Below are 24,704 nucleotides of genomic sequence, written 5' to 3' on the forward strand. Positions count from 1 at the left end.
ATTGTCCCGGTGGATTGTCCCGGCGGATCGCCTCGGTGAATCGCCCCCGGTCGACGGACGGATAGGAGGTAACGCTTTGGCCAACATGCACGCCATGCAGATGCTTCGAGATCTGGCACAGCGCAGCAGCGACAAGGCTGTCGAGAACCTGGGCCACCTGCAGCGTCAACAGCAGGAGGCTCAGAATCAGCTCGGGCAGCTGCAGCGTTATCGTGACGAGTACCAGCGCAAGCTCCACGACAGTCTGACCCGGGGTGTCTCATCGAGCCAATGGCGGGACTATCAACAGTTCATCGCCTCTCTCGACAAGGCGATCGAACAGCAACAGCGACGGCTCGGCGAGCACCAGACCCGCGTCGAGAACGGCAAGCAGCACTGGCAGGGCGAACGCCGAAAACTCAACGCCTACGACACGCTGCATACACGCAGCCAGCATGAAGCGGCCCGCCACCAGGCTCGTCACGAGCAACGTCACAGCGACGAAATGGCGGCGCAGTTACGCCGCCGTCAGCAAGACGCCGGGCACCAGTGGTAATACCGAAACACTGAATGGAAGCCCTGCTCAGCAGCACCGATTAGAAGCTCTATCCGATAACGAAACTGGCGGCGTAGTCCATGGAACTTTCCTCTCTCACCAGCGTGACCTCATCCTCGACGCGTGGCGCCAATACCGGGAACAGCGCGTCCAAGGAAACGGCCAGCGCGCCCTTCGCCGATGTCATGCAGCGGGCCGCAGGGGCAGAAAAACCCCAGCGATCCGCAGCCGGCGGCAGTTCAGCGTCGCAGGCAACGAACACCACCGAGCGGTCGAATACGCAAGAAGCCGATGACGCGTCGTCGGCCCTCGCCTCGAGCCGCCAAGCGACAAAGGATTCGCAGGCAGCGGATGCCGAATCCGACGCCACTCGACAGACGAGCGAGGACGCGCGCGAGATTCTGCAAGCCCTGGAAGAGGGAGACATGGCAGGGCTTCACGCCGTCCTGGCCAGCCTCGAAGGCAAGACCGACGGCAAGGCGCCATCGAACGCCAAGGCGAGCGATAGCGACGCAGGGCCGATCGACGCGGAAGATCTTGCCGCCATCATCGCCGCGCTTCCGCTGACGACGGGCGCGCAACCAGCCGGTAACGCTTCGGCGGCTGCCGCCAGCAATGGCACCGCGACACTCGGTGCCGGACAATCCACCTTGCAGCAGATGACCCTGACGGCCAGCGACGCCGCGCGAAGTGTGGCCGCGATGCTGTCCGGCAAGGTGTCGGATGACGGCGAGCAGCCCGGCGCCTCGACTCGCGTCAATGCGACCTCCGGACAGCCCGGGCTCGGCGAGCTGCTTTCGGCGATCGAAGGAAACCGTAGCGGCAACCCGACCTCGTCCTCGTCCTCGGGGCTGCTGGCCGCCGCCGGCCAGGTTCTGTCCCAATCCCCGTCAACGGGAGACCCTGCCGGTGCAGCGCTGACGAACGCGCTCGCAGACGCCCTGTCGGCATCCGGCGCGGAACGTGACGGACTGGATAGCGCCCTCTTCACGAGCCCGCGGCCCGATGGCGGATCTCTGACACATCTGGCGTCGCCGCTATCGAACGGCACGGGGTTGGCATCGGCAGCCGCGGTGACCAACGGCGCCATCTCGACCCCGGTTCAGTCACCGCAATGGCCCGCCTCCTTCGGCCAGCAAATCCTGCAGATGCATCAGCGCGGTGATCAGCAGATGTCGCTACGCCTTCATCCTCAGGAGCTCGGTCCGCTGAGCGTATCACTGACGGTACAGGACCAGCAGGCACAGCTTCAGATTCTCTCTGCCCACGCCCCGGTTCGGGCTGCCGTCGAGGCCGCGATTCCCCAGCTCCGCCAGGCGCTCGCTGACAGCGGCATCGCCCTGGGTGAAGCGATGGTCGGCGACCAGGGGCAGTTCCAGCAAGGCCAGTCATCGGACGACGATCGCCCGCGTGGCACGTCGAGCGCCTCCGGCCCGCTGCTTGCCGCATCGGGAGTCGATACGAGCGATGACGCCACCCTGCGCCAGGTTGCCCTCACCCCAAATGGCAACATCAGCCTTTACGCCTAGGATCTATTGACGTTTCATGCACGGCCGCGCCGGAGCCAGTTTTTGTGCGGGGCAAGGCGTGAGGAGCGTTGTTTGGTCGTTCCAAATGAACGACGAATAACGCAGCACCGTGCAAAAACTGGCCCGGCCCTTCGGGTTGCGCGACAAATGGCGCCATGCGGCGTTGCGGGATTGGAAAAGGGAACCACCCTTCTCTGCATCCCGCGCCTGGCCTGGCGCCATTTGGCGCAGCAACGCGGTTCGCGCTGAAACGTCAACAGATCCTAATCAGCACTGCCGATAACACGGATAGCGGCGGGCACTCCCGCCGCGACATCAAGTCATGCGGCGCCGTTCGCGATTGGCACGCCTTCATCTTCCGATCCCGGCGCATGAAAGGGGAAGTTAGCAGACCGGAAGGCGTCTTTTCCGTCGATCGCGACGCTCTCCAGCACCGCATAATCCGCTGCAACTTTCAGAGATCACCGTAATGGCAGAATCAATGGCCGCATCCCCTAAAAGCCGCTCCCTCTTGTTGATAGGGCTACTGATCGTCCTGCTGGCGGTGGCCAGTTCGGTCGCCGTGTACTTCTTCCTCGACGCCCGCGACGGCAGCGAGGCGACCGAGGTCGTCGATGACGAGCCGGTCGAAGCGCCGGTGCCGATTTTCGTGACCATCAACCCCTTCACCGTCAATTTGCAGAGCGATTACGGCGACCGCCTGCTCTACGTCGGGCTGTCGCTGCGCGTCGGCGACGAGGCGACCAGCACGTTCCTCACTCAGCACATGCCCGAGGTTCGCAGCCGGCTGCTGATGCTACTATCCGGCAAGAGCGCCGAAGAGTTGATCAAGCCCGAAGGCAAGGTCCAGCTGAAGCAGCAGATTCTCGACTTGTTCAACGAGCCGATCACCACGCCGCAGCCCACGTTATCCATCGACGACGTGCTGTTCTCCGATTTCATCGTGCAGTAAGCGGACGCCAGGCCAATCATGTCCCAAGACGATTTGCTGTCGCAGGAAGAGATCGACGCCCTTCTCAACGGTGTCAGCGGCGATACCGACGCGCCCGCCAAAGCGCCCGAGAGTAACCGTCGCGACGCGCGCCCGTTCGACCCGGCCAACCAGCACCGGGTCATCCGTGAGCGTCTGCAGGCGCTGGATATCATCAACGAGCGGTTCGCGCGTCTCTTCCGGGTGGCCCTGTTCAACCTGATTCGACGCAGCGCCGATATCACGGTCGCCGGCGTGCGCTACCAGAGCTACAGCGAGTTCGCGCGCAACCTGCCGGTACCGACCAACCTGAACCTGATCAGCCTCAAGCCGCTCAAGGGCACCGCCCTGCTGGTGTTCCCGCCGGGTCTGGTCTTCATGGTGGTGGACAACCTGTTCGGCGGTGATGGCCGGTTTTTGACCAAATCCGACGGTCGCGAATTCACCGCCACCGAACAGCGAATCATCCAGCGGCTATTGTCGCTGGCGCTGGAGGGTTACAGCGACGCCTGGAAATCGATCTATCCCGTGGACGTCGATTACATGCGTTCCGAAATGCAGGTGCGCTTCGCCAACATCACCAATTCGCCGAACGAGATCGTCGTCAACAGTACGTTCCATCTCGAGGTCGGCAACCTGACCAGCGACTTCAACATCTGCATTCCCTTTTCCATGATCGAACCGATCCGGGACATTCTGTCCAGCCCGATCGGAACGCTCGACAGCGACGATACCCAGTGGGAGTCGCGCATGGCCGGCGAGATCAAGCAGACCCAGGTCGAATTGATCGCCGATTTTGCCGAGATACCCTCGACCATCGGTGACGTGATGACACTGAAGGTCGGCGACATTCTCCCCTTCGATCTCCCCAAAGCCATCGACGTGCGTGTCGACGGTGTACCGGTCATGGCCTGTGAATACGGGACCCGGCAAGGTCAACGCGCGCTACGGGTGAAGCATCTTATTGACCATGGTACGTACTCCGCCATGAAGGACTTCGACAATGAGTGATGATCAAAAACCGGGATCCCAGAAGGGAGCTTCCGATACGGCCAGCGACAACAACCAGGATGCCGACGATCTTTGGGCAGCGGCCATGGCGGAACAGGGTGTCGAGCCTGAAGCCGACGAGTCCGAAACGGTCGAGGAAGCGACCAAGCCCACCGGCACGGCGGGTTCCGGCGAGGCACAATCGGCGGAAGCCGGCGTTTTCCAGTCCTTCGATCAAGGCAGCGGCAACACTCGCGAGGCTCGGGATCTGGCCGTCGTCATGGATATCCCGGTCAAGCTCTCGGTCGAGCTGGGCCGAACGCGCATCACCATCAAGCAACTGCTCGAACTGGCCCAGGGCTCGGTCGTGGAGCTGGACGGACTGGCCGGTGAACCGATGGACATCATGATCAACGGCTATCTCGTCGCCCAGGGCGAAGTCGTCGTCGTGGATGACAAATACGGCATCCGCATCACCGAGATCGTCACGCCGTCCGAACGCGTCCAGAAACTGAATCGATGAACGACGATACGCTACAGCAGGCGGCGCAGACCACGGCCGGCAGCGGCGACAGCATCGGCCTTCTGATGATGGGCAAGACGGCAATGTCGTTGCTGATCGTCGTGGCGATCATCCTGGCCTGCGCCTGGCTGCTGAAGCGTATCGGTCCTAACCGTCGTGCCGGAACGCAGCATCTGCGTGTCGTGGCCAGTACGCCGGTCGGGCAACGCGAGCGCGTGGTCATCGTCGAGGTCGATGATCGCTGGCTGGTTCTGGGCGTCGGTGGCGGTCAGGTAACCAAGCTGGACAGCATGACCCCGCCCCCCAATACGCCTGTCGCCTCTGGGTCGGCACCCTTGAGCGGCTCCTTTGCCAGTCGCCTGGGTCAAGCCCTCAAACAGAATGCGAGTGACTCGCTCAAGCGCCAAAAGCCCAGGCGGGACAACGGGGTCGACAACTAGTGGCTATTGCGGCTAATTCCAGATTGCGTGGCGTCGTCGTGGGGTTGGGCGCCCTGGCGGCGTTGACGGCCAGCCAGTGGGCGGTGGCGCAGGCGATTCCCGGCATTGTCAGCGAGCCGATGGCGGACGGCGGTCAGCGCTGGTCGCTGAGCCTGCAGACGCTGCTCTTTTTGTCTTCGCTCGCCTTTCTGCCGGCGATGCTGCTGATGATGACCTGCTTTACCCGGATCATCATCGTGCTGGGGCTGTTGCGTACCGCCATGAGCACGCCCTCGGCGCCGCCGACGCAGGTTCTGCTCGGGCTCGCGCTGTTTCTGACGTATTTCGTCATGTCGCCGGTACTCGACCGGGCCTATGAAGAAGCCTGGCAACCGTTCTCGGCCGAAGAAATTTCGATGGAGGAAGCGCTGGAGCGAGGCAGCCGGCCATTCCGCGAGTTCATGTTCGCCCAGACCCGGCAGGCCGATCTGGCAATGTTCGCCCGCATCGCCGACGTCGGCGAGATGCAGGGTCCCGAAGACGTGCCGATGCGTATCCTGGTGCCAGCCTATGTCACCAGTGAATTGAAGACGGCCTTCCAGATCGGCTTCACGATCTTCATCCCGTTTCTGATCATCGACCTGGTCGTCGCCAGCGTACTGATGGCTTTGGGGATGATAATGGTGCCACCGGCCACGATCTCGTTGCCGTTCAAGCTGATGCTTTTCGTGCTGGTCGATGGTTGGCAGCTTCTGATCGGCTCGCTGACCCAAAGTTTCTATTTCTCGTGAGTCGCACAGACACGAACCGTGTCGTCAGCCCCCGCTTCGCGACCGCATGGAGGTAAGCAATGTCTCCCGAAATGGTAATGAGCATGGCCTACCAGGGTATGAAAGTGACCCTGATGATAGCCGCCCCGCTACTGCTGACCGCGCTACTGGTCGGCCTTCTGGTCAGTCTTTTCCAGGCGGCGACCCAGATCAACGAAATGACGCTGACGTTCATTCCCAAGATCCTGGGCGTCTTCGCCATGCTGATCCTCTCCGGCGCCTGGATGATTCAATTACTGGTCAACTTCACCCGGGAACTGCTGCAGAACATTCCCCAGATGGTGAGCTGACCCGTCAGCGCGATCGATGATTGATATTACCTCCGCGCAATGGGAGAGCTGGATACGGCTCTTCTTCTGGCCCACGGTTCGCATTCTCGCCTTCTTCATGGCCTCACCGCTGTGGAGCTTGCCGAGCGTGCCGACGCCGGTAAAGGCGCTGCTTGGGGCCGCAATCGCTGTGGCCATCGCGCCTGCCCTGCCACCGATGCCGGCGATTCCCCTGTTCTCGCTGGCAAGCTTCGGCATCATGCTTCAGCAGATCCTTATCGGTATCGCCATGGGCCTGGTGCTGCGGATCATGATCGCCGTGGTGCAGACTGCCGGCGAGTTCATCAGCATGCAGATGGGCCTCGGGTTCGCGACCTTCTTTCAGCCGGATGCCGGCACCAATACGATGGTGCTGTCACGCCTGCTGGAGCTTTTGACGCTGCTGATGTTCCTGGCGATGGACGGACATCTGATCACCATCGAAATTCTCGCCTGGACCTTCGAGGTGCTGCCCATCGGTTCGACCTCGATCGATGCCACCTTCGCCGAGACGCTGGCCCGCTGGGGCGGCACCATCTTCTCCTCCGGCCTGCTGATGGCGATTCCCATCGTCACCGCGCTGCTGCTGATCAATCTCTCACTGGGCATTCTCAATCGCGCATCGCCACAGCTCTCGATCTTTTCGGTGGGCTTCCCGATGACACTGACCGCTGGCCTGGTGCTGATTACCGCACTGATTCCGGATATGGGAGGCTTCTGGAGCGATCTGTTCGAGCAGCAGCTTCGTTTCATGCAGGGCATGATCGAACAGATGGCCGGCACGCCCTGACCTGACATCGCAACGGGAATCGATCTCGACCCGAGCCCCTCTCCAATTCGCCAATCGACAGCTCAACCAAACAAAAGGGGCGCATCCTGCAGGATGCGCCCCTTTGACTTCGAACCGGGCCGTTAACGGCCCGATACGTTGGCGGTTGAAACCCGACGCCGCGTCAGGTCGAAAGTCGCGCCAGGTCGAACATCACATCAAGTCGAACAACGAAGTCCCCTGCAAATCGACGAAGGCCTTCTGCGACGCCTGCAACCCCACCTGCCGCAGGACATAGTCCGAAATGGCGGTGGTGTAATCCAGATCGATCAGATCGCTCTGGGTCTGGGTGTAACTGATCTTGCGATCACCCCCCACGGTGTCGAGCGTGTCCAGCTCGTTCAGTCGCGCACCGACGGACGCGCGTACGGTCAGCACATTGTCCAGCGCGTTATCCAGTTCCCGGCTGGAAGTCGACAGCGTATTGGCGAAGGCTGCCTTGTCGGCGTCGGAATCCAGCGGATTCTCCAGCGCCGAGAGCATGTTCTCCAACGTCGCAAAAACGTCGGGATCCATATCCTCAGCTGGTCCAACTTCTAGCACGTCACCCGGCTCCGGTGTACCCTCAAGCGTCAACTTGATACCGGCAAACTCGATCGACTGGCCTGCCGCGTAATCACCATTAGAGACCTCATCACCTGTTGTCGAGTCGGTTACCTGATAAGTCGTCGGCTCTACTGTAGTATCGAAGGTAACGGTATAACTTTCTCCATAGCCCGTGACGGTAGTGTCCGTCACCTGCGGGCCGGTGAAAGTCAGTGTTCCGCTGTTGTCACCCGCCTTCGCCACGTAACCCGCGCCGGCCGTCACGCTCTGGAAGACCTCTTTCCCGGTGTTGCCGACGTCCATCATTCGAGAAGAGTCGACCTTCTGCTGGCGAACCTTATCGGAGCCATCGTACTTTACGGATACTTTCTCGGGGTCTGAGTCATCCTTGACGAAGGGCGCGGAACTATCCTTGTAACCGCCGAAGAGATAGCTTCCGTTACCGTCGGTAGAGTTGGCCTGCCCCAATAGCGCCTCGTAGACGCCGCGCAGCTCCGACGCCTGGGACTGGCGATCGGCGTCGCTCAGCGTGCCATTGCCGGCCTGGACCATGAGCTCCTTGGCCCGGGTCAGAGCGTCGGAAACACTGTCGAGAACGCTCTCTTCCTGGCTCAGCGAATTGCGCACCGTCACCCGGCTGTCGCTCTGCTGGGCATTGGTGGCCAACGATTGCGACACCCCGACCGCACGTGACGCGGCCTGAGGATCATCGGAAGGGCGCACCACACGCTTGCCGGAGGCAATCTGCTCGCCGACTTCCATGAAAGCGCTCTGCTGGCGGTTCATCGAGCTGACACTGCGCTCGAACATCATCACGGTGCTGACACGCACGGCTCTCTCCTCGACGGCGCCCGATCAGGCGCACTCAATGATTATTCAAAAACGGCGCTTCGACAGCTCTCAAGCGCGCAGCCCCAAAATCGTATCCAGGATGGTCGAACCGGCTTCGATGACCTTGGCATTGGCCGAGTAGTACTGCTGATACCGCATCAGGTTGGCGTACTCTTCGTCCAGGTTCACGCCCGAGTCGGCCTGCTGGTAGGCGTAAAGCTGATCGCTCAGCCCCTGCTGGGTCGTGAGGTTGGCATCGGTGATCGCCGCCCGGTTGCCCACATCGCTGACCAGCGAAGCGTAGCCGCCACTGAAGGTGGCACTGCCACCGACCAGCGTCTGATTCTGCAGGTCGAGTAACGCCAAGGCATTGCGGTTGTCACCGGAGTCACCGCTTTCCGAAGCGGCGATCTGGCTGGTATCGCTCAGCGCCAGATCGAATCCGGCAGCCGCATTGCGCGTCGGCTGTAGCGTGAAGACGTCGCCTTCAGCCGGGGGCGGGGTACCGGGAGCCAGCGTCACCCCGCCGAAGGACAGATTGCCATCAGCATCCGGAGAGACATCAGGAAGCTTCTCGCCGCTGCTCAGATTCTCGACCTTGAGGGAGCCATCCGCCTGATAGGTCAGCTGATAGTCGTCCGCCGTCAACTGGCTGATGTCGCCATACTCGGCATCCAGCGAACCGCTGCCTGCGTTATTGGCACTGGCAATGACGGTCGGGCCACCGATTTCGAAAAACGCTTTGCCGGAATCACCGTTGATATCCACGCCAGCCTCATGCTGGTCATTGAATTCCACTGCCAATGTCACCGCCAACTGACCGAGCTGGTTCTGAACGCTGTCGAGGGTTTCGCTACGAAAGCTCAACAATCCACCCAGTTCACCGCCTTGAATGACGGACTCCTTGAGTGGCGAACGCGAGCCGGCACCATCTTCGTAGGCGATCGTGATATTGGAAGGATCTTCATCGCTCTTGACGGCGACGAGATCGAAGGACTTGTTGCCGGCGACCAGCGGCGTGCCGTTGGATAGCGATACCTGGTAGGTCGAACCATCCTGGACCTGCACGTTGACGTCCACCAGCTCGCCGAGATCGCTGACCAGCTTGTCGCGCTGGTCCAGCAGCGCGTTGGGCTCTTCGCCGCTTCTGGCACGGGCTAACGTCACCTGCTTGTTGAGATCGGCAATCTGATCACTGAGATCGTTGACCTGGGTGACCACGTCGCCGATCTGGCCGTTGATGCCCTCACGCATGTCGCTGAGATAGCCATCGTAAGCACGGAACTGTGCGACCATGCTGCGAGCGCTGCCCAATACCCCTTCGCGCGCGGCTGCGTCCGAAGGCGCACCGGTCAGATCCTCGAGGCTGGAGAAGAAATTCTGCATCAGCGTGGTCAAGCCGGAATCGCTGTCCGCCAGCAGATCGTCGATCTGGTTGACCTGGCTCTGGTAGGTTTCCAGGGCCGACTCGCGGCTATTGACCTGATTGAGCTGCGAACTGATATAGCTGTTGTACTGGCGCTGGATGCCGTCGACGCTGACGCCGGACCCGCCACCCTCGCCGCTGCTGTTCTGTCCCAACAGCGTCAACTGTCGGCTATAGCCATCGGTGTAGACGTTGCTGATGTTGTTGCTGGTCGTCGAGAGCGCATTCTGCGCCGCGCTCAAACCGCTAAGGCCAATCGAAAACAGGCTCATATCGCTATCCCGTGAAACGCCATGACGATGCTGGCGATGTCCGTGCAAGGTTATGATTTCTATCGGCCGCGAGAGCCGCTTCTTGACCCCTTCAGGCAGCGATTTCGCAACCAATTGTTACCGCCGATCAGAAAATCGCCGTGGGCAGGTCGTCAGGGCCGAACGAGTTGCCGGCATTATTCGCTGCCGCCAGCAGATCGCGACCCGCCGAGGATTCGAGCGAGCCCAACTGCGCCATGATGCCGCGAAGCTTCTCGGCATAGCGTGGATCCGTGGCGTAACCGCCCTGCTGCAACGCCTGAGCCGCCTGGTCGGGTGTCGAAGCCGCCACGACCCCCTGGTAGCGAGGGTTGTCACCGATCAATTTGGCGTAATCGTTGAAGGCGTCGGTATAGGAGTCATAGACGCGGAAGCGATCGACCATCTTGACCGGTCGCCCATCGACATACTCGGTAGTGGTGATATTCATGGTGTCGCCCTGCCAGGACTGGCCGGCCTTGATGCCAAAGAGATTGTGGCTGTTGCCGCCGCTGGCCGTGGGAATTTCCCGTTGACCCCAGCCGGTTTCGAGCGCGGCCTGGGCCAGAATCAGCTCGGCCGGCACGCCCGAAGTCTGTTCCGCCTGCCTGGCCGGCCCTGCCAGACTGTCGAGGAAGGCGCGGACGTGCACCGGACGATCGTCGGTCTCGTCTGCCATCAATGCCGATGTCGATGACGAGCCGTTGGCCGTGGCAGCGCTGGCAATCTCATGCCGTGACAGATCCGGCGCAAATCCCGGCGTGCGCAGGCCACCATGCAACAGCCGTGGCGTACCCCGCGGAATGCCGGCGATCAGGGCCGAGGCATCGTCGCCCGTAGCGCCCGAGGCGGCGGGCAGTGCCGAGGTTCCCGGCAGGCCGCTACCCTCGAGCTGCGCGACCAGCTGATCGGCAAGCCCCAACCCTTTGCCCGCCAGCTGCTGCGCCCACTGCTGATCCTGCATCGAGCGCATCATGTCCATCTGATTGCTCTGTAGTAGACCGGACTGGGGGCTGGCATCGCGCATGCTCTTGAGCATCATCTGCAGGAACACGGCCTCGAACTGACGCGATGCTTCCCTCAGACTCCCCTGCGGCGAGTTGGCCGCACTGTACTTGAGCTTCTGCACACTCTGGACGTCGAGCGCAAACTGCCCCGAAAGATCGTTGGTGATCGCCATCAGATGATATCCAGTTCGGCGTTGAGCGATCCCGCAGACTTCAGCGCTTGCAGAATCGACATCAGATCCTGGGGAGAGGCGCCCAGTGCGTTCAGCGCGTTGACTACCTCCATCAGGTCGGCACTGGTCTGAACCATCTGTAGCGCACCGCCCTCCTGCTGTACGGTGATATCGGCGTTGGGAACGACCGTCGTGTTGCCGCCAGCCAGCGCGTTGGGCTGACTGACCTGCGGATTGGAGTCGATGACGATCGACAGGTTGCCGTGGGCCACCGCGGCACGATTGAGCGTGACGGTGTCCGACAGCACCACCGAGCCGGTACGCGCGTTGACGATCACCTTGGACGGGCCGCGCTCGGTGGTGACGTTCACCCCCTGCACACGAGCCAGAAAGGTAACGCGATCATTGTCGTTGGCCGGCAGCTTCAACTGCACCGTACGCCCGTCGAGCGCGGCAGCGACCGGCGCGCCGAACTCCTGATTGATCGCCGCGACCATGCGTCGGGCATTCTCGAAGTCGGCATTCTTGAGGAACAGATCCAGCGTGCCACTGGCGTCGCCCAGTCGCATCGGCACTTCCTGCTCGACGAGGCCGCCCCCCGGAATACGACCGGCGGCCAGATGGTTGACGGAGACACTGCTACCCGCCGCTTCCGCTCCGGCGCCGCCGACGTAGACGTTGCCCTGAGCCAGCGCGTAGACGCGACCGTCCGCCCCCTTCAGCGGCGTCATCAGCAGCGTGCCGCCGCGCAGACTATCGGCATTGCCCATCGACGACACGGTGACATCGATCTCCTGCCCTTGGCGGGAGAACGGCGGCAGTCTGGCCGTCACCATGACCGCCGCCACGTTGCGCAGCTGCATGTTGGTGCCCGCGGGAACCGTGACGCCCAGCTGCGACAGCAGGTTAGTGATGCTCTGCCCCGTGAACGGCGCCTGAGTGGTCTGGTCGCCTGTGCCGTCGAGACCGACCACCAGACCATAGCCGACCAACTGGTTGTCGCGTACGCCGGCAAAATTGGCCAGATCCTGAATGCGCTGCGCCTGAGCGCCCAGGCTGAACAGCAGGATCGCCAGGAACAGAAGCGCTCTGGCCAGCGGCGAGCGACGCGATCGGAATGAACGAAGCGGAGCGGACATAGGCATCAGAACGGCGAAATGTTGAGGAAGAAGCGCTGCAGCCAACCCATGGTCTGCGCTTCGTTGATATAGCCGTCACCGACATATTCGATACGGGCATCGGCGACCTGCGTCGACTGCACGGTATTGGAACCACTGATCGCGCGTGGATTGACCACGCCGGAGAACCGAATGTATTCGGTGCCCTGGTTGATCGCGATCTGCTTTTCCCCGCGAACCTTCAGGTTGCCGTTGGCCAGCAGATCATAGACGGTCACGGTAATAGTCCCGGTGAAGGTGTTGTTGGCATTGGCGCCCCCCGAACCGTTGAAGATGTTCTCGCCTTCGAGGTCCATGCCATAGTCGGTCAGGGTATCGAGAGCGTCCGGCACCAGCGTCGGCGTGAAAGTCGCCGAACCGTCTCGTGACGCATTCGCCGCCGAGCTCTTGCTGGCACTGACCTGCTCGTCGAGCACGATGGTGATGATGTCCCCGATCTGACGCGGACGACGGTCCTCGAACAGTGGCTGGAAGCCGAAGCGCGCCTGATAGATCGAGCCGTTGGCCTGCGTCGGCGGTGTCGACGGGATCTCTACCGGGGACGAATTCTCGACCACGGAGTGGCGCGGAATCTGGGCACAGCCGGCCACGATCAGCACCAGACAGAGGCCGGTCAGCATCAACACCCTGCGCCACACCGTGGCCAATTCTGCGGTCAGCAACACGCGCCTTCCCCGGTTTATAGCTGTGTCAGACGCTGGAGCATCTGATCGGATGTTTCGACGGCCTTGCTGTTGATCTCGTAGGCGCGCTGCGTCTCGATCATGCTGACCATCTCTTCCACCACGTTGACGTTGGAAGTCTCGACGTATCCCTGATAGAGCACGCCAGCGCCATCCAGCCCGGGGTTGAGATCGTTACGCGGGCCGGAAGCGTCGGTTTCCAGGTACAGGTTCTGGCCGATGCTCTGCAGCCCCGTCGGGTTGATGAACGTGGAGAGCATGATCTGCCCCACCTCGTTGCTCTGGGAAGTCCCCGGCTGCATCACGGAAACCACGCCATCCTGACTGACGGTGATCGACAGCGCGTTCTGCGGGATCACGATCGGTGGATCGACCGGATAACCGCCCGCCGTCACCAGCTGGCCGTTCTCGTTGACCTGGAAGCTGCCGTCACGGGTGTAGCCCGTGGTGCCGTCCGGCATCTGCACGGCAAAGAAGCCCTTACCGTTGATCGCGAGATCGCGGGAGTTCTCGGTATTCTGCAGACCGCCCTGGGTGTGCAGCCGCTCGGTGGCGACCGGACGCACGCCCGTACCGACCTGCATGCCGGATGGCAGCGTATCGACTACCGAAGACTGCGCACCGGGCTGACGCACGTTCTGGTACAGCAGATCTTCGAAGACGGCACGAGACCGTTTGAAGCCATTGGTCGAGACGTTGGCCAGGTTGTTGGAAATCACATCCAGCTTGACCTGCTGCGATTCCAGGCCGGTCTTGGCCGTCCATAAAGATTTGATCATGACAAAACCTCGTTGTCGGTAAGCCAGCCAGCGACCAGCATCATCTGGTCAGAGTCAACTGGTCAGAGAAAGCAGGCTGTTGGCGCGTTGCTCGTTCTCGTCCGCGCTTTCGATCACCTTCATATGCATGTCGTAACGCCGAGCGCTGTCGATCATCGAAATCATGGCGTCGGTGGCGGTGACGTTACTGCCCTCGAGCGCCCCCGGGATCAGCCGCAGGGTATCGTCGGCCGGAATCGGCGCCGCCACGTCCTGCCCCTGGGCGGGTGGCACCCGGAACAGGCCGTCTTCACCGCGTACCAGGTTGTCGTTCCCCGGCGCGACCATCTTGAGACGAGCGAGCGGCGCGATGGCATCCGGGTTCTGGCCCGGCTCGAGCACGCTGATCGAACCGTCCGGCGCGATGGTCACGTCGCCCCCCAACGGTACGACGATGGCCTGGCCGTTGTCGGAAAGCACCGGGTTGCCGAGCGATGTCAGCAGGCCGGTGGAATCGACCTGGAGGTCGCCGCGGCGGGTATAGGCTTCGCCGCCGTTCGGCGACTGCACCGCCAGCCAGGTATCGTCGCCCTGCAGCGCCACATCGAGACTGCGCCCAGTGGTACTGATGGTGCCCGGCGTGAAATCGGCACCCGGCGTCGTCATCATCGAGGCAACACGGGTCGGCAGGCGCGCCTCGCCTTCCACCGGCACGGCACGAAACGCCATCAGCTCACCGCGAAATCCCGGCGTGCTGACGTTGGCCAGATTGTTGTTGACCACCGATTGCTGCGCCATCGTCTGGCTCGCGCCACCGCCGGCGGTGTAGAGAATTCTATCCATGCCCTATGCCTTTCATATCGGCGCCTTTCATATCGGCGCCTTTCGAAACCGTGGCTATCGAAACAGTGCTTGCCGAAATCGTATCTATCGAACCCGGCCTATCGAAGCGGGATCGTTGCCGGCCGACTCGCGACCGGCAACGCCACTGCTGTTGGCGACAGAACTATCAGCGCAGCTGCGCGATCTGGTCCATGACTTCGGACTGGGTACGGATCGAGTTGGTGTTGGCCTGATAGTTGCGCTGCGCAATGATCAGGTTGACCAGCTCCTGCGTCAGATCGACGTTGGAGGCCTCCAGCGTTTCGGACTCGATCGAGCCCAGCGTGCCGGTACCTGCAATGCCCAGCAGTTCGTTACCGGAGGCCGCCGTCGCCGCGAACAGGTTGTCGCCGGAAGGCGTCAAACCCTCGGGGTTACGGAAGGTGGCCAGGGCAATCTGGCCAAGATCGACGGTCTTCTCGTTGGAGTAGTTACCGACGATGGTGCCGTCGTCAGCGAAGCTGATGCCGACCAGCGCGCCGGCGGAATAGCCATCCTGCGCCAGGCTCTTGACGGTGGAGTCACCAGCGAACTGCGTGCTGCCCGCCATGTTGAAAGTGGCATTGATCGGATCGACGCCGTCACCGAGCTCGTTGGCATCGAATGATAACGTTGGCCAGATGACTGGGTTGTCCGTGGCATCCTCGCCGTCGATCGTCGCCAGCTTGCCGTCATTATCGAAAGTTGCAGCGAGCGTCTGATCCGTCAAAACGCCATCGAGCGCCGTGCGTGCATCCCAAGTATTTTCACCGGTCTTCTGGAAATATAGCGTCGCGTTATGCTGCGCGCCCTGGGAATCGTAGACGGTGAAGCTGGTGGAGTAGTTGTAGGCGATAGAGGTCTGCTGGTCCGTATCCTCGATGGTCTTCGCATTGAGGTTGTCATATAGAACCGCCGTCGAGGTATCGTCGGCGACCGTGGCGGAATCCAGGTTGAGCAGGATGTTGATACCGGTGCCGGTGGCGCCCGTCGCGCTGGCCGGCATGTCGGCCGCAGGGATGTTGAGCACGCCCGGCTGGCCACCGGTAACGACGCCGGAGTTGACATCGGTGGCATCAGCCAGCCCGTAACCCATCAGCCGCGCGCCCTGGGCATTTTCCAGGTAGCCGTCCGCGGTCATCGTCAACTGGCCATTACGCGAGTAGCCCACCTGGCCTTCCTGCTGGAAGCGCAGGAAGCCGTCACCGGCGATGGCGATATCCAGGTTGCGCCCGGTGGCTTCCAGGCTGCCGCTGCTGAAGTCCTGCAGAATGCCGGAAACCCGGGTACCCAGACCGACGGCGCTGTTGGCGAAGACGTCGGAGAACTGGACCGACCCGCTCTTGAAGCCTTTGGTCTGCGAGTTGGAAATGTTGTTGCCGATGACATCCAACTGCTGGGAAGCGGCGTTGACGCCGCTCAATGCCTGTGAAAAGCCCATGATTCATCCCCTACGTTTATCGGTTGCGTACGCTCAAGCGGTTTCGTGTCGTCAATGCTTTGCTCAGAGAATCTGACGCACTTCCGAGAGCGCCACGGGATCCCGAGCAGGTCCCAAGTCTAGTTGCGGTCCACTGGCACCCTGGATCACGCCATTGACCAGGGCGTAATTCAGGGCTGCCGGTGCGTATGTCTCGTCTCCCACCGTCGCTGTCAGGGAGGCGGTATAGATACTGTCGGTGGAGGCGCTGGAGCCGTCAGCCAACTCGCCATCCCAGTTGAAGCTGTGCACGCCGGCCTCGAGCGGACCGGTGGACAAGCTGTCGATGATCTCGCCGCTGGGGCCGCGAATATCGATCTGCAGATCCTCGACGGCGCTATCCAGATTCACGCCGATCGGCGTCGCGACCACGCCTCCCGTGTCACCGGTCGACCCCACCAGGATCTCGTTGCCCGGCACCATCACGCCCTGGCCGATCAACGCCGTCGCCTGCAGCGCCTGCCCTGCGTCGATCTGGTCGTTGATTCTGGTAAGGCTGTCGTTGAGCTCTTCGATACCACTGACGGTACTGATCTGCGCCAGTTGCGCGGTCATGTCCGAGTTTTCCATCGGACTGGTCGGATCCTGATTCTTCAACTGGGTGACCAGCAGCGTCATGAAGCGATCGTTGAGCTCGCTGCCGGACTCCATTCCCGTGGTGGCGCTGCTGGCGGCCGTGTCATTGATATTGGCTAACGTACTGCTACCGATCACCGGACTGGACATGACATCTCCTTGATGTGGCCCGACACCGATCAGCCTTCGCCGATGGTGAGAGTTTTGGTCATCAGCGTCTTGGCGGTATTCATGACCTCGACGTTGGCTTGGTAAGAGCGGGAGGCTGCGATCATGTCGACCATCTCGTTGACCGGGTCGACATTGGGCATCTGCACGTAGCCCTGATCGTCGGCCAGCGGATGGCCGGGACGGTACTCCATGCGCATCGGCGTGACGTCGTCCTCGACCACGCCGGTAACGCGAACGCCGCCCGTGCCGCCGCCCTGCTGGCTCAGCGCCTGGAACATGACCTGCCTGGCGTGGTAGGGCTCCCCATCGGGGCCGGCGACGCTATCGGCATTGGCGAGGTTGCTCGCGGTGACGTTCATGCGCTGTGAATTGGCCGACAGCGCCGAACCGGAAATATCGAATACACTGAACATGGACATCGTGTTACTCCGGCTGCATGGCTTTCTTCAGCCCCTGGATCTTGCGGCTGACGAAAGTGACGTCCGCCTGATAGCGGAGCGAGTTGTCGGCAAAGGCCGAGCGCTCCCGATCCATATCGACCGTGTTGCCATCGAGGCTCGGCTGATCGGGAATGCGGTAGAGCAGATCCTGAACGCCCGCCCCGCCGGATGCCTGCCCCGGAATATGCCGTGCGGACGTCCGCGCCAGCGACAGCCCACCGGAGCCCTCGCTGCGCCCCTGCTCCATGACCCGATCCAGTTCCGCGCGAAAATCGAAATCCCGCGCTTTGAAATTGGGCGTATCGGCATTGGCGATGTTGTTGGCCAGTACCTGCTGACGCTCTGCGCGCAGATTGATGGCCTCCTGCTGGAAGCGCAGCGCGTTATCCAACTTGTCGAACATGCCGTGCACCTCGGATGGCGTTCGCTGGAAAATTGACAGGATGGAGAATAGCGGCGGGCGGCGCGATTCAAACCCGTAAACAGACCGTCAATTGCGCGCCATTTTCATCAATGCTCGATGACGGGCACGCCTACAATCGTTTTCCAACGTGGGGGATTGCGTCCACCGACACGCTGTGCCGGGACGCGCTTGGTCCTGGATCCGTGACCTGGATCCGTGACATGGACCCAGCCCCGAGAACAGCCCCACGAGATCCGCGAACAGCCCGAGACCCGTGATATGCGTGCCGATCCGACAGAAGCGTTCCCGCGTACCCGGTTGAAACATCGACCGTCTCGACGGCTCGTGCTCCGAGCCGGCGCCGCCACGCTGATGGCGCTGCTTTTCGCGCTATCGTTGCTGCCGCTTCCTTCGATCGCCCGCGCGGAACCGGCGGGTGAATCCTCCGAGGCCGTCGTCGCCAGCGTGCGGCAGTTCCTCAAGGAGCGCACTGCCCCTCTCGGCGACCAGGTGACGATCGATATTCGGGAAAGCGGTGTCGACCTCGGCGACTGCTCGACACCGCAGCCGTTTCTGCCGCGCCCCGGCGTGCCTCAAGGCCGGGTTACGGTAGGCGTTCATTGCGGCAGCGACGGCAGCCGGACGCGCTATCTGCAGGCCACGGTTTCGGCGATAGTTCGCCACCTGGTCGCACTCCAGCCGATTGATCCCGGTCAACGGATCGATGCGACGATGCTGGATTGGCAGGAGGCGGATATTTCCCGCCTGCGCCGCGGCTACCTCGATGATCTCGACCAGGCGGTCGGCAGGGTTGCCACGCGACGCATCCCGACCGGAGCAACGCTGACCGACAACATGATCAGAAAGCCGTGGATGGTGAAACGCGGTGATACGGTCGTACTGACCGCCGTGGGCCAGGGGTTTCGCATCAGTCGCAGCGTCGAGGCGCTGGATAACGGTGAATTAGGCAGCACCATTCGCCTCAAGACGGAGGATGATCAGATTCTACAGGGAAGAGTGACGGGACAGGATCGGCTGCGCGTCGACCTGTGAGCCGTCCAGATAATTTTTTTAACAAATCTCTGTTCGAATTTCGTTCAGCTTCCGCTGGCCTTGCCGATAACGTAAGCAAGTACGTGATTGTGCATCCAGCCATGAGGTAATGACCTTGAAAATCGATCAAACGCAACCGCTGACTCGCCCGCCCCAGAACGAGGCCGCCGAGCAGCGCAAAAGCGCGGAGTCGCTGGGAGCCGCCAAGACGACGGCCGGCTCCAGGACAACGTTGAGCCAGATCCCGAGGGGCGACGAGAGCGGAGATATCGATACTGCCCGTGTCAACGATATCCGCCAGGCGATCTCCGAAGGCCGGCTCGAACTCGATACCAGCAAGATCGCGGACGGTCTGGTCCAGAGCGTTCGCAATATGTTGGGTGAATAATCCCTGACTTCAGGTCCAGTTTCAGGAATTCTGCATGACGCCAGCTGAATTGATTGCCGAACAACAGACCCTGTTGCAAGCGCTCGCGGAAACACTCGATGCGGAGGCCAGCTGTCTCGGTGCCGGCAGGGCCGATGGAGAGCGTCTCGGTGAATTGGCCACGCTCAAGCAACAGCAGCTGAATGACCTCGACCGGATCGAGAGTCTCCGGCGAGAGCATCAGCAATCGCAAGGATTCGGCATGGGAAGTCGGGGCGCGGAGCAGTTTGCCCTGTCACTGGACAAGCATGAAACCTGGCAGCGGATTCGAGAACTGGCAGAGCAGGTCCGTCGGACCAATCGCCTCAATGGCCACATCATCTCCACGCGGCTGGAGCACAATCAACAGGCCATCGATTTTCTGAACCGCGCCATCGGGGGCAGCGTCTACGGACCCAAGGGCGAGTCCCGCCACAACGGCTTCGGCGGCATCAGCTCCAAGGCTTGAGGTCAGAGAACCGCTAAATACGAAACCCTCCGCCGAGACAACGGCGGAGGGTTCTTTGGCCAAGCGCATGAAGAAGGAAAAGGCGCTCAGTCTTCCGTTCTGACGACCCAGGATTCGACGGCGTCGCTACCGTGTTCGTCTTTCCACGCTTTCAAGGTCTTGTGATTGCCACCGCGTGTCTCGACGACTTCCCCGGTGTTGGGGTTCTTGTAAATCTTGAGCTTGCGCTTGCGGCGGCTACCGGTCGATCCGGTTTGCGCAGCCGCGGGCTGGGCGTTGTCAGATTTCGGGTTCAACAATTCGATGACGTCACGCGTTGTCTTACCGTACTCCGCCATCAAGGCTTCGAGCTTCTCCTTGAACTCGAGTTCGGACTTCAGACGTTGATCACCCTCCATCCGCTTCAGCTCTTCTTCAAGCTGCTTCAGGAGCTGTTCTTTCTTGACGTAATCGCTAAGTAGAGACATTCGTTGGTCCGTTGCGGATTGGTTTAAGCGTGGACATTATTGCGGATATTTAAAAACTTTCAAGTCTTGCCGAAATGTTTTTTAAAGCGAAACGATTACCAGTATTTATTTAACCAATGGGTCGTTAATGACTTAGCGTAATATCTACCCCCGGCATCGCAAAGGTGTCATTCCATCCATTGCCCCCGTTCGTGTTATTTACTTCACCCCAATCTCAATGCGCAAGGAGGAGAACAGCTCGGATAGAACCACAGGCATCGAGGAGTCTGAACGGTAATTTCAGGACACGGTGAAGCCTAGAAATTCCCTGCTGCAAATAGCGATGAATAAGCGCAACCTAAATCAATGATATCTAATTGGTTATGCGTATCTTGAGTGAGCTACAATCCCGCCCCCGCCTGCCGTCGCCATTGAACGGAAGACTCGATTCACTTCAGGTTCCCTATGAATGAATTCGAGTTCCGGCTATCTAGCGAGGCCAGGCGTTTTCGATGACCAGGACATCGGTTCAGGACATGACAAAAAAGAAAAGTCGCTTATCGACCCGTACGATAGTGGAATTGGCTGGAATCTGGCTGGGCTCCTCGCTGTTGATGCTGGGCGCGGCTTGGCTGGTTAGCGCCGGCGGGCCATTCATGATTGCCGTGCTGGTCTGCCTCGTCAGTGGGCTGTCGGGCCTGGTTGCCAGTCTCTGGCTGCTTAATCGTCGACTACTGGCCCCGGTCAGGCGGCTAGCGGATCACGTGCGTTTTGCGCATGAATTCCGCGACATGCCGCAGCAGGTGCCCTTCGATCTCTCCCGCCGCTCCGACGCCGTGGGCTTGCTGACGCAGAATTTGCAAAAACTGATCGAAGAGTCGAGAAGCGACCATGCCGCTCTGCTGGAACAGACGCTGAACGATCCACTGACCGGACTCGGCAACCGGCGCATGCTGGAAAGCCAGCTCGACGTGCTCATCCCTCTCAGCCGGCGCCTGAGCTGCACGGTGTCGGCGATGATGATCGATGTCGATCACTTCAAGGCATTCAACGACCACTACGGCCACCCGGCCGGCGATGTATGCCTCGTGGATATCGCTGGCGTGCTGAAAGACACCTTCCGTCGAGAAACCGATGTGGTGGTACGCCTGGGTGGCGAAGAGTTCCTGGTACTGCTGATCAATGCCGACAAGGACGAAGCCTGGGCGCTGGCCGATGCCATGCGCGCCATGATTCAGGCGCTGGGCATTCCTCACGAATATTCCTCGGTGGCTTCCGTGGTCACCGTCAGCGTCGGGGTGGCCACCAGCCCTCATGGCTTGCTGGTCGATATCGACGACATGATCGCTCATGCCGATGAGGCGCTTTATGACTGCAAGGCCCGGGGCAGAAACCAGGTGGCATCCAGGCTGATGGGGGCCGACACCGCGCCACAGGCACCTCAGCCGTCCACCAAATCCACGCATGACCCTTCGAGACAATAATCTTTACAGTAGAATACTGGATATAAATACAGCTTTTCTTTACCTTGTCCTCATCGACGCTACCGACACCGCCATTGCGGCTATAGCTATATTTGCGCATAAACGCAGAAATAGCTTTTTTAAGCTATAGTCCAAACCGTATGGACGGCTATCGATGAGGGTTCTCATGTCAGCGATTGGCGTGCTCAGCGGGGATATCGTCGCGTCGCGCGATATCAGCGACAAGCGCAAGCTTAGGCGGGCAATAGATACCGGTATCGAACGCCTCGGACAGTCACTGGGCGCCGTGGGTACCCGGTTTCGGGGGGATGCGTTCCAGGTGGCGATTCCCGAGTCGCGGGATTCGCTCGCCGCCGCCGTGATCATGCGCGCCAGCCTGATCGAGCACTCCCCTTCCAGACAGCAGATGTGGGACGCAAGAATCGCGGTCGGTATCGGCGAGGGCACGGTGCCCACGCTCGAGAATTTCATCGATGCCGATGGCGAAGCGTTCATCCGTTCCGGGCAGGGGCTGGATGCGTTGAGCCAGGGCGATCGACGCCTGGGGCTGTTTCTGGCGACCCCGCAACCCGAACTGGACCTGCTGATCCGGTTTGCCGATGACATCGTCAGCCACTGGAGCCATAACGCCGCGGAAGTGATTCGCTTCAATCTGACGACCGACCATTCGCAAAGCGAACTTGCCCGGCGTCTGGGTCGTTCTCAACCGACGATCAACCGGCGCCTGAGTGCCGCACGCTGGCCGCTGATCCGTGACTTTCTGGCGTTCAGCCGGCAGCGCCTGGAGACACTGACATGAACGAGACGAGTCTGTCGCTGCTGTTGGCGTTGCTGCTGTCGCACACCATTGCCGACTTTCTGTTGCAGAGCGATACCTGGGCGGCTCGGAAGCAGCAGCACCATTTCCGCACGCTATCGCTTTACTGGCACGTCGGCATTCACATGTCGCTGAGCCTCGCCGTGTTGCTCGCTTTCGGTACCGGCGTGCACGGCGCACTGATCGCCACCTCGGGAATCGGCGCATCCCACTGGCTGATCGATACGTTGAAGAGCTACGCCCCGGCGCACCGGGTTCGCTTTTTCCTTCTCGACCAGTTTCTGCATCTGCTGATACTGGGACTCGTCTGGTGGTGGGTCGTGGACGGCGACATGGCCGTGCCGATGGTCCAGCTGGCGCTATTGTGGCAACCCCGGACGCTGCTCGTCGCGCTGGCTTATCTGGTGGTCCTGCGCCCTGCGTCGATACTGATCGCGCTGATCATGCGGCGCTGGAGCGAAGGCGTCGACACACGCGGCACGCTGGCCGACGCGGGTGCCCGGATCGGCATGCTCGAACGCTTTCTCATTCTGACCTTCGTTCTCAGCCATCAGATGGCCGCTATCGGCTTTCTGCTGACCGCCAAGTCAGTGCTTCGCTTCGGCGATCTCTACGAAGACCGCGATCGAAAGCTGACCGAGTACGTACTGCTCGGCACCATGCTGAGTTTCTCGATCACGCTTACCCTGGGTCTGTTGACCCGTTATCTGCTGGGTGTGCTATGAAGTCTCGACGACAGGATCATCCGCGTGGCACCAGGAGTCTGCTGACCGGCTGGATGCTACTGACGATACTGGCCGGCTGTGCCGGCTCACCGACGATGGAGACCCGAAACGGTTATATCGCCGACCGCGCGCACCGCTCCGATGCCTACAACCAGCGCATTCGCTATCTGATTCTGCATTACACCGACTCAGAGGCGTCCCGGGCGATGCGCACCCTGCTCGGGCCCGATGTCAGCTCACACTATCTGGTGCCCCGCTCCCCCTCCCTGTCGGATGATCTGCCGCAGATCTGGCAACTGGTCGACGAGAAAGACCGCGCCTGGCATGCCGGCGTCAGCGCCTGGGAAGACCGCACCCAGCTCAACGACACCTCCATCGGCGTGGAGATCGTCAACCGTGGCCCGCAGGAGACGCTCGAAGGTCAGCGATGGGAGCCTTATCCCGAGGACCAGATCCGTGCGGTCATCGCCTTGGCGAAGGATGTGATTCGCCGCTATCGGCTGCCGCCGACTGCCATCCTGGGACACTCGGACATCGCGCCGTCGCGCAAGATCGACCCTGGCCCGCGCTTTCCCTGGAAACGCCTGCATGATGCCGGCGTCGGCGCCTGGCCGAGAGACGAGGATATCGCCAGCTTTCGTCATCAATTCGCCCAGTGCTCGCCCTCGATCACGCAATATCAACGAGCGCTGAGCGCGTACGGTTATTCCCTGACGGCGACCGGGATGATCGACGACGAGACACGGGACGTGACGCGCGCCTTCCAGATGCATTTTCGCCCGGCCAACTATTCGGGCCAGCCGGACCACGAGACGGCAGCGATTCTCTGGGCACTGCTTGCCCGTTATCGGCCGCAAGCGCTGCTGGATACCGGCCTGGCCGAACCGACGGGCTGCAGGAAACCGGAGAAAGGCAATCCATTCACGCCCGAAACGGCGCTTCAGTCACCGAAGGGATAGTGAATCAGATCGTGGATTCTCGCGGGCTCCGGGTGACGATTACGGTAAGCGTGGGGCTGATCCGCGGAAAACCGGATCGCATCGCCGGCGGATAGTGTCTGCCAGCCACCGTCGATGAAGAGCTCCATTCGCCCTTCCAGCACGACCAGATGCTCCACCACCCCAGAGGCGTGGGGCGCGGACTCGCTCAAGGTATCCTGGGGCAGCTCGATCGCGAACATCTCGAACCCCAGGGCCGGATCGAACGCAAACAGCGGAGTCACGATCATTCCCGAAGCATCGTGATGGCGAGGCATCGCATTCAGTCGCTGCAGCGCGACGCCCTCGGGCACCAGGAATCGCGATAGCGGTACCTGCAGGCCACTGGCGATCTTCCAGAGCGTGGAGATGGTCGGCGTCGACTCCCCCCGCTCGATCTGCCCCAGCATCGCCTTGCTCACCCCGCAGATATCGGCCGTCCGGGATAGGCTCCAACCACGCTCGGCGCGCCGCTTTTTCATGTACCGGCCGATCGCCGAGACATCCGCGTCCATCTCTCCTCCGCTCGTTTTCCATCATCGCCCGGATTTCGAGCCGTGCCCGGCTCTCG

General features: G+C 61.3%; 29 protein-coding genes. 16 read left to right on the forward strand and 13 right to left on the reverse strand.

What is annotated here, in order from left to right; all coding sequences use genetic code 11:
- Nucleotides 1-85: 85 nt before the first annotated feature.
- From fliJ to fliR, 9 genes are all read left to right on the forward strand, one after another.
- The gene (fliJ, locus tag CCD76_RS10330; protein WP_256961265.1) at nucleotides 86-535 is read left to right on the forward strand and encodes a flagellar export protein FliJ; all 450 of its coding nucleotides are present in this window, start codon (nucleotides 86-88) and stop codon (nucleotides 533-535) included.
- Between the two features lie 80 nt (nucleotides 536-615).
- On the forward strand, nucleotides 616-2,064 hold the full coding sequence (locus CCD76_RS10335; protein ID WP_087719449.1) for a flagellar hook-length control protein FliK: 1,449 nt from the start codon (nucleotides 616-618) through the stop codon (nucleotides 2,062-2,064).
- Between the two features lie 481 nt (nucleotides 2,065-2,545).
- The gene (gene fliL / locus CCD76_RS10340) at nucleotides 2,546-3,016 is read left to right on the forward strand and encodes a flagellar basal body-associated protein FliL (protein WP_256961253.1); all 471 of its coding nucleotides are present in this window, start codon (nucleotides 2,546-2,548) and stop codon (nucleotides 3,014-3,016) included.
- Between the two features lie 18 nt (nucleotides 3,017-3,034).
- Entirely contained in the window at nucleotides 3,035-4,045 is a 1,011-nt protein-coding gene (gene fliM / locus CCD76_RS10345; protein WP_087719451.1) for a flagellar motor switch protein FliM, read from the forward strand.
- Nucleotides 4,038-4,547 (forward strand): flagellar motor switch protein FliN, encoded by a 510-nt coding sequence (gene fliN, locus CCD76_RS10350; RefSeq protein WP_071231251.1) that lies wholly within the window; start codon nucleotides 4,038-4,040, stop codon nucleotides 4,545-4,547. Before fliM ends, fliN begins: the two co-directional genes overlap by 8 nt.
- Entirely contained in the window at nucleotides 4,544-4,987 is a 444-nt protein-coding gene (fliO, locus tag CCD76_RS10355; RefSeq protein ID WP_071231252.1) for a flagellar biosynthetic protein FliO, read from the forward strand. The genes fliN and fliO overlap by 4 nt, the downstream gene beginning before the upstream one ends.
- A 38-nt stretch (nucleotides 4,988-5,025) precedes the next feature.
- Nucleotides 5,026-5,757 carry a flagellar type III secretion system pore protein FliP gene (fliP, locus tag CCD76_RS10360; RefSeq protein ID WP_373419416.1) on the forward strand — a complete coding sequence of 244 codons (732 nt, stop codon included), beginning with the start codon at nucleotides 5,026-5,028 and terminating at the stop codon, nucleotides 5,755-5,757.
- A 59-nt stretch (nucleotides 5,758-5,816) separates the two neighbouring features.
- The gene (gene fliQ / locus CCD76_RS10365; RefSeq protein WP_087719452.1) at nucleotides 5,817-6,086 is read left to right on the forward strand and encodes a flagellar biosynthesis protein FliQ; all 270 of its coding nucleotides are present in this window, start codon (nucleotides 5,817-5,819) and stop codon (nucleotides 6,084-6,086) included.
- 16 nt (nucleotides 6,087-6,102) lie between these two features.
- Nucleotides 6,103-6,894 carry a flagellar biosynthetic protein FliR gene (gene fliR, locus CCD76_RS10370; RefSeq protein WP_087719453.1) on the forward strand — a complete coding sequence of 264 codons (792 nt, stop codon included), beginning with the start codon at nucleotides 6,103-6,105 and terminating at the stop codon, nucleotides 6,892-6,894.
- A 192-nt stretch (nucleotides 6,895-7,086) separates the two neighbouring features.
- Here the strand turns inward: fliR and flgL are convergent, their stop codons facing one another.
- The 11 genes from flgL to flgB all read right to left on the reverse strand — a co-directional run bounded on the left by flgL (nucleotide 7,087) and on the right by flgB (nucleotide 17,756).
- Entirely contained in the window at nucleotides 7,087-8,310 is a 1,224-nt protein-coding gene (gene flgL / locus CCD76_RS10375; protein ID WP_087719454.1) for a flagellar hook-associated protein FlgL, read from the reverse strand.
- 69 nt (nucleotides 8,311-8,379) lie between these two features.
- Entirely contained in the window at nucleotides 8,380-10,008 is a 1,629-nt protein-coding gene (flgK, locus tag CCD76_RS10380; protein WP_087719455.1) for a flagellar hook-associated protein FlgK, read from the reverse strand.
- A gap of 127 nt (nucleotides 10,009-10,135) precedes the next feature.
- A complete protein-coding gene (flgJ, locus tag CCD76_RS10385) occupies nucleotides 10,136-11,206 on the reverse strand; it encodes a flagellar assembly peptidoglycan hydrolase FlgJ (protein ID WP_087719456.1) in 1,071 nt (356 codons plus the stop codon).
- Nucleotides 11,206-12,345, reverse strand: a complete 1,140-nt coding sequence (locus CCD76_RS10390; RefSeq protein ID WP_087719457.1) for a flagellar basal body P-ring protein FlgI — start codon at nucleotides 12,343-12,345, stop codon at nucleotides 11,206-11,208. The genes flgJ and CCD76_RS10390 overlap by 1 nt, the downstream gene beginning before the upstream one ends.
- 5 nt (nucleotides 12,346-12,350) lie before the next feature.
- Nucleotides 12,351-13,004, reverse strand: coding sequence for a flagellar basal body L-ring protein FlgH (locus CCD76_RS10395; protein ID WP_087719518.1), 654 nt, complete (start codon nucleotides 13,002-13,004; stop codon nucleotides 12,351-12,353).
- 59 nt (nucleotides 13,005-13,063) lie between these two features.
- Nucleotides 13,064-13,846 carry a flagellar basal-body rod protein FlgG gene (gene flgG, locus CCD76_RS10400; protein WP_071231260.1) on the reverse strand — a complete coding sequence of 261 codons (783 nt, stop codon included), beginning with the start codon at nucleotides 13,844-13,846 and terminating at the stop codon, nucleotides 13,064-13,066.
- A 54-nt stretch (nucleotides 13,847-13,900) separates the two neighbouring features.
- Nucleotides 13,901-14,668, reverse strand: a complete 768-nt coding sequence (locus tag CCD76_RS10405) for a flagellar basal body rod protein FlgF (protein WP_087719458.1) — start codon at nucleotides 14,666-14,668, stop codon at nucleotides 13,901-13,903.
- Nucleotides 14,669-14,834: 166 nt separating this feature from the next.
- The gene (gene flgE / locus CCD76_RS10410; RefSeq protein WP_087719459.1) at nucleotides 14,835-16,127 is read right to left on the reverse strand and encodes a flagellar hook protein FlgE; all 1,293 of its coding nucleotides are present in this window, start codon (nucleotides 16,125-16,127) and stop codon (nucleotides 14,835-14,837) included.
- 63 nt (nucleotides 16,128-16,190) lie between these two features.
- On the reverse strand, nucleotides 16,191-16,892 hold the full coding sequence (locus CCD76_RS10415; protein WP_087719460.1) for a flagellar hook assembly protein FlgD: 702 nt from the start codon (nucleotides 16,890-16,892) through the stop codon (nucleotides 16,191-16,193).
- A gap of 29 nt (nucleotides 16,893-16,921) precedes the next feature.
- Nucleotides 16,922-17,332: a flagellar basal body rod protein FlgC gene (gene flgC, locus CCD76_RS10420; protein WP_087719461.1), complete on the reverse strand. Its 411-nt coding sequence runs from the start codon at nucleotides 17,330-17,332 to the stop codon at nucleotides 16,922-16,924.
- 4 nt (nucleotides 17,333-17,336) lie between these two features.
- The gene (gene flgB / locus CCD76_RS10425; protein WP_087719462.1) at nucleotides 17,337-17,756 is read right to left on the reverse strand and encodes a flagellar basal body rod protein FlgB; all 420 of its coding nucleotides are present in this window, start codon (nucleotides 17,754-17,756) and stop codon (nucleotides 17,337-17,339) included.
- Nucleotides 17,757-17,972: 216 nt separating this feature from the next.
- Between flgB and flgA the strand changes: the two genes are divergently transcribed.
- The 3 genes from flgA (at nucleotide 17,973) to CCD76_RS10440 (ending at nucleotide 19,684) form a co-directional block, all read left to right on the forward strand.
- Entirely contained in the window at nucleotides 17,973-18,809 is an 837-nt protein-coding gene (gene flgA, locus CCD76_RS10430; protein ID WP_143543274.1) for a flagellar basal body P-ring formation chaperone FlgA, read from the forward strand.
- A 115-nt stretch (nucleotides 18,810-18,924) separates the two neighbouring features.
- The gene (flgM, locus tag CCD76_RS10435) at nucleotides 18,925-19,197 is read left to right on the forward strand and encodes a flagellar biosynthesis anti-sigma factor FlgM (protein ID WP_218777018.1); all 273 of its coding nucleotides are present in this window, start codon (nucleotides 18,925-18,927) and stop codon (nucleotides 19,195-19,197) included.
- Between the two features lie 34 nt (nucleotides 19,198-19,231).
- Complete coding sequence (locus tag CCD76_RS10440) at nucleotides 19,232-19,684, forward strand: flagella synthesis protein FlgN (RefSeq protein WP_087719465.1); 453 nt, start codon at nucleotides 19,232-19,234, stop codon at nucleotides 19,682-19,684.
- Between the two features lie 86 nt (nucleotides 19,685-19,770).
- On the opposite strand, the gene CCD76_RS10445 is transcribed toward CCD76_RS10440, so the two are convergent.
- Complete coding sequence (locus CCD76_RS10445) at nucleotides 19,771-20,151, reverse strand: histone-like nucleoid-structuring protein, MvaT/MvaU family (protein ID WP_087719466.1); 381 nt, start codon at nucleotides 20,149-20,151, stop codon at nucleotides 19,771-19,773.
- 560 nt (nucleotides 20,152-20,711) lie between these two features.
- On the opposite strand from CCD76_RS10445, the gene CCD76_RS10450 reads away from it, so the two are divergent.
- The 4 genes from CCD76_RS10450 (at nucleotide 20,712) to CCD76_RS10465 (ending at nucleotide 24,115) form a co-directional block, all read left to right on the forward strand.
- Nucleotides 20,712-21,614, forward strand: coding sequence for a sensor domain-containing diguanylate cyclase (locus CCD76_RS10450; protein ID WP_179208899.1), 903 nt, complete (start codon nucleotides 20,712-20,714; stop codon nucleotides 21,612-21,614).
- Between the two features lie 166 nt (nucleotides 21,615-21,780).
- Complete coding sequence (locus tag CCD76_RS10455) at nucleotides 21,781-22,413, forward strand: hypothetical protein (RefSeq protein ID WP_087719468.1); 633 nt, start codon at nucleotides 21,781-21,783, stop codon at nucleotides 22,411-22,413.
- On the forward strand, nucleotides 22,410-23,156 hold the full coding sequence (locus tag CCD76_RS10460; protein WP_087719469.1) for a DUF3307 domain-containing protein: 747 nt from the start codon (nucleotides 22,410-22,412) through the stop codon (nucleotides 23,154-23,156). The genes CCD76_RS10455 and CCD76_RS10460 overlap by 4 nt, the downstream gene beginning before the upstream one ends.
- A complete protein-coding gene (locus CCD76_RS10465; protein WP_256961256.1) occupies nucleotides 23,153-24,115 on the forward strand; it encodes an N-acetylmuramoyl-L-alanine amidase in 963 nt (320 codons plus the stop codon). The genes CCD76_RS10460 and CCD76_RS10465 overlap by 4 nt, the downstream gene beginning before the upstream one ends.
- On the opposite strand, the gene CCD76_RS10470 is transcribed toward CCD76_RS10465, so the two are convergent.
- On the reverse strand, nucleotides 24,097-24,648 hold the full coding sequence (locus tag CCD76_RS10470; protein WP_087719471.1) for a helix-turn-helix domain-containing protein: 552 nt from the start codon (nucleotides 24,646-24,648) through the stop codon (nucleotides 24,097-24,099). The two genes, CCD76_RS10465 and CCD76_RS10470, sit on opposite strands and share 19 nt — an antisense overlap.
- Between the last annotated feature and the right edge of the window lie 56 nt (nucleotides 24,649-24,704).

This window comes from Salinicola salarius (genome assembly GCF_002179555.1).
GTDB lineage: Bacteria > Pseudomonadota > Gammaproteobacteria > Pseudomonadales > Halomonadaceae > Salinicola > Salinicola salarius_A.

Excerpts from the sequence above, each read along its gene's own strand:
- flgK (WP_087719455.1), bottom strand. The coding sequence starts at position 10,008 with ATGAGCCTGTTTTCGATTGGCCTTAGCGGTTTGAGCGCGGCGCAGAAT.
- fliQ (WP_087719452.1), top strand. The coding sequence starts at position 5,817 with ATGTCTCCCGAAATGGTAATGAGCATGGCCTACCAGGGTATGAAAGTG.
- CCD76_RS10445 (WP_087719466.1), bottom strand. The coding sequence starts at position 20,151 with ATGTCTCTACTTAGCGATTACGTCAAGAAAGAACAGCTCCTGAAGCAG.
- CCD76_RS10455 (WP_087719468.1), top strand. The coding sequence starts at position 21,781 with ATGTCAGCGATTGGCGTGCTCAGCGGGGATATCGTCGCGTCGCGCGAT.
- fliL (WP_256961253.1), top strand. The coding sequence starts at position 2,546 with ATGGCCGCATCCCCTAAAAGCCGCTCCCTCTTGTTGATAGGGCTACTG.
- CCD76_RS10390 (WP_087719457.1), bottom strand. The coding sequence starts at position 12,345 with ATGTCCGCTCCGCTTCGTTCATTCCGATCGCGTCGCTCGCCGCTGGCC.
- flgB (WP_087719462.1), bottom strand. The coding sequence starts at position 17,756 with ATGTTCGACAAGTTGGATAACGCGCTGCGCTTCCAGCAGGAGGCCATC.
- CCD76_RS10395 (WP_087719518.1), bottom strand. The coding sequence starts at position 13,004 with ATGCTGACCGGCCTCTGTCTGGTGCTGATCGTGGCCGGCTGTGCCCAG.
- CCD76_RS10335 (WP_087719449.1), top strand. The coding sequence starts at position 616 with ATGGAACTTTCCTCTCTCACCAGCGTGACCTCATCCTCGACGCGTGGC.
- flgJ (WP_087719456.1), bottom strand. The coding sequence starts at position 11,206 with ATGGCGATCACCAACGATCTTTCGGGGCAGTTTGCGCTCGACGTCCAG.
- CCD76_RS10460 (WP_087719469.1), top strand. The coding sequence starts at position 22,410 with ATGAACGAGACGAGTCTGTCGCTGCTGTTGGCGTTGCTGCTGTCGCAC.
- CCD76_RS10415 (WP_087719460.1), bottom strand. The coding sequence starts at position 16,892 with ATGTCCAGTCCGGTGATCGGTAGCAGTACGTTAGCCAATATCAATGAC.
- fliR (WP_087719453.1), top strand. The coding sequence starts at position 6,103 with ATGATTGATATTACCTCCGCGCAATGGGAGAGCTGGATACGGCTCTTC.
- CCD76_RS10440 (WP_087719465.1), top strand. The coding sequence starts at position 19,232 with ATGACGCCAGCTGAATTGATTGCCGAACAACAGACCCTGTTGCAAGCG.
- flgG (WP_071231260.1), bottom strand. The coding sequence starts at position 13,846 with ATGATCAAATCTTTATGGACGGCCAAGACCGGCCTGGAATCGCAGCAG.
- flgC (WP_087719461.1), bottom strand. The coding sequence starts at position 17,332 with ATGTCCATGTTCAGTGTATTCGATATTTCCGGTTCGGCGCTGTCGGCC.
- CCD76_RS10405 (WP_087719458.1), bottom strand. The coding sequence starts at position 14,668 with ATGGATAGAATTCTCTACACCGCCGGCGGTGGCGCGAGCCAGACGATG.
- CCD76_RS10465 (WP_256961256.1), top strand. The coding sequence starts at position 23,153 with ATGAAGTCTCGACGACAGGATCATCCGCGTGGCACCAGGAGTCTGCTG.
- CCD76_RS10470 (WP_087719471.1), bottom strand. The coding sequence starts at position 24,648 with ATGGACGCGGATGTCTCGGCGATCGGCCGGTACATGAAAAAGCGGCGC.
- fliO (WP_071231252.1), top strand. The coding sequence starts at position 4,544 with ATGAACGACGATACGCTACAGCAGGCGGCGCAGACCACGGCCGGCAGC.
- fliN (WP_071231251.1), top strand. The coding sequence starts at position 4,038 with ATGAGTGATGATCAAAAACCGGGATCCCAGAAGGGAGCTTCCGATACG.
- flgE (WP_087719459.1), bottom strand. The coding sequence starts at position 16,127 with ATGGGCTTTTCACAGGCATTGAGCGGCGTCAACGCCGCTTCCCAGCAG.
- fliJ (WP_256961265.1), top strand. The coding sequence starts at position 86 with ATGCACGCCATGCAGATGCTTCGAGATCTGGCACAGCGCAGCAGCGAC.
- fliM (WP_087719451.1), top strand. The coding sequence starts at position 3,035 with ATGTCCCAAGACGATTTGCTGTCGCAGGAAGAGATCGACGCCCTTCTC.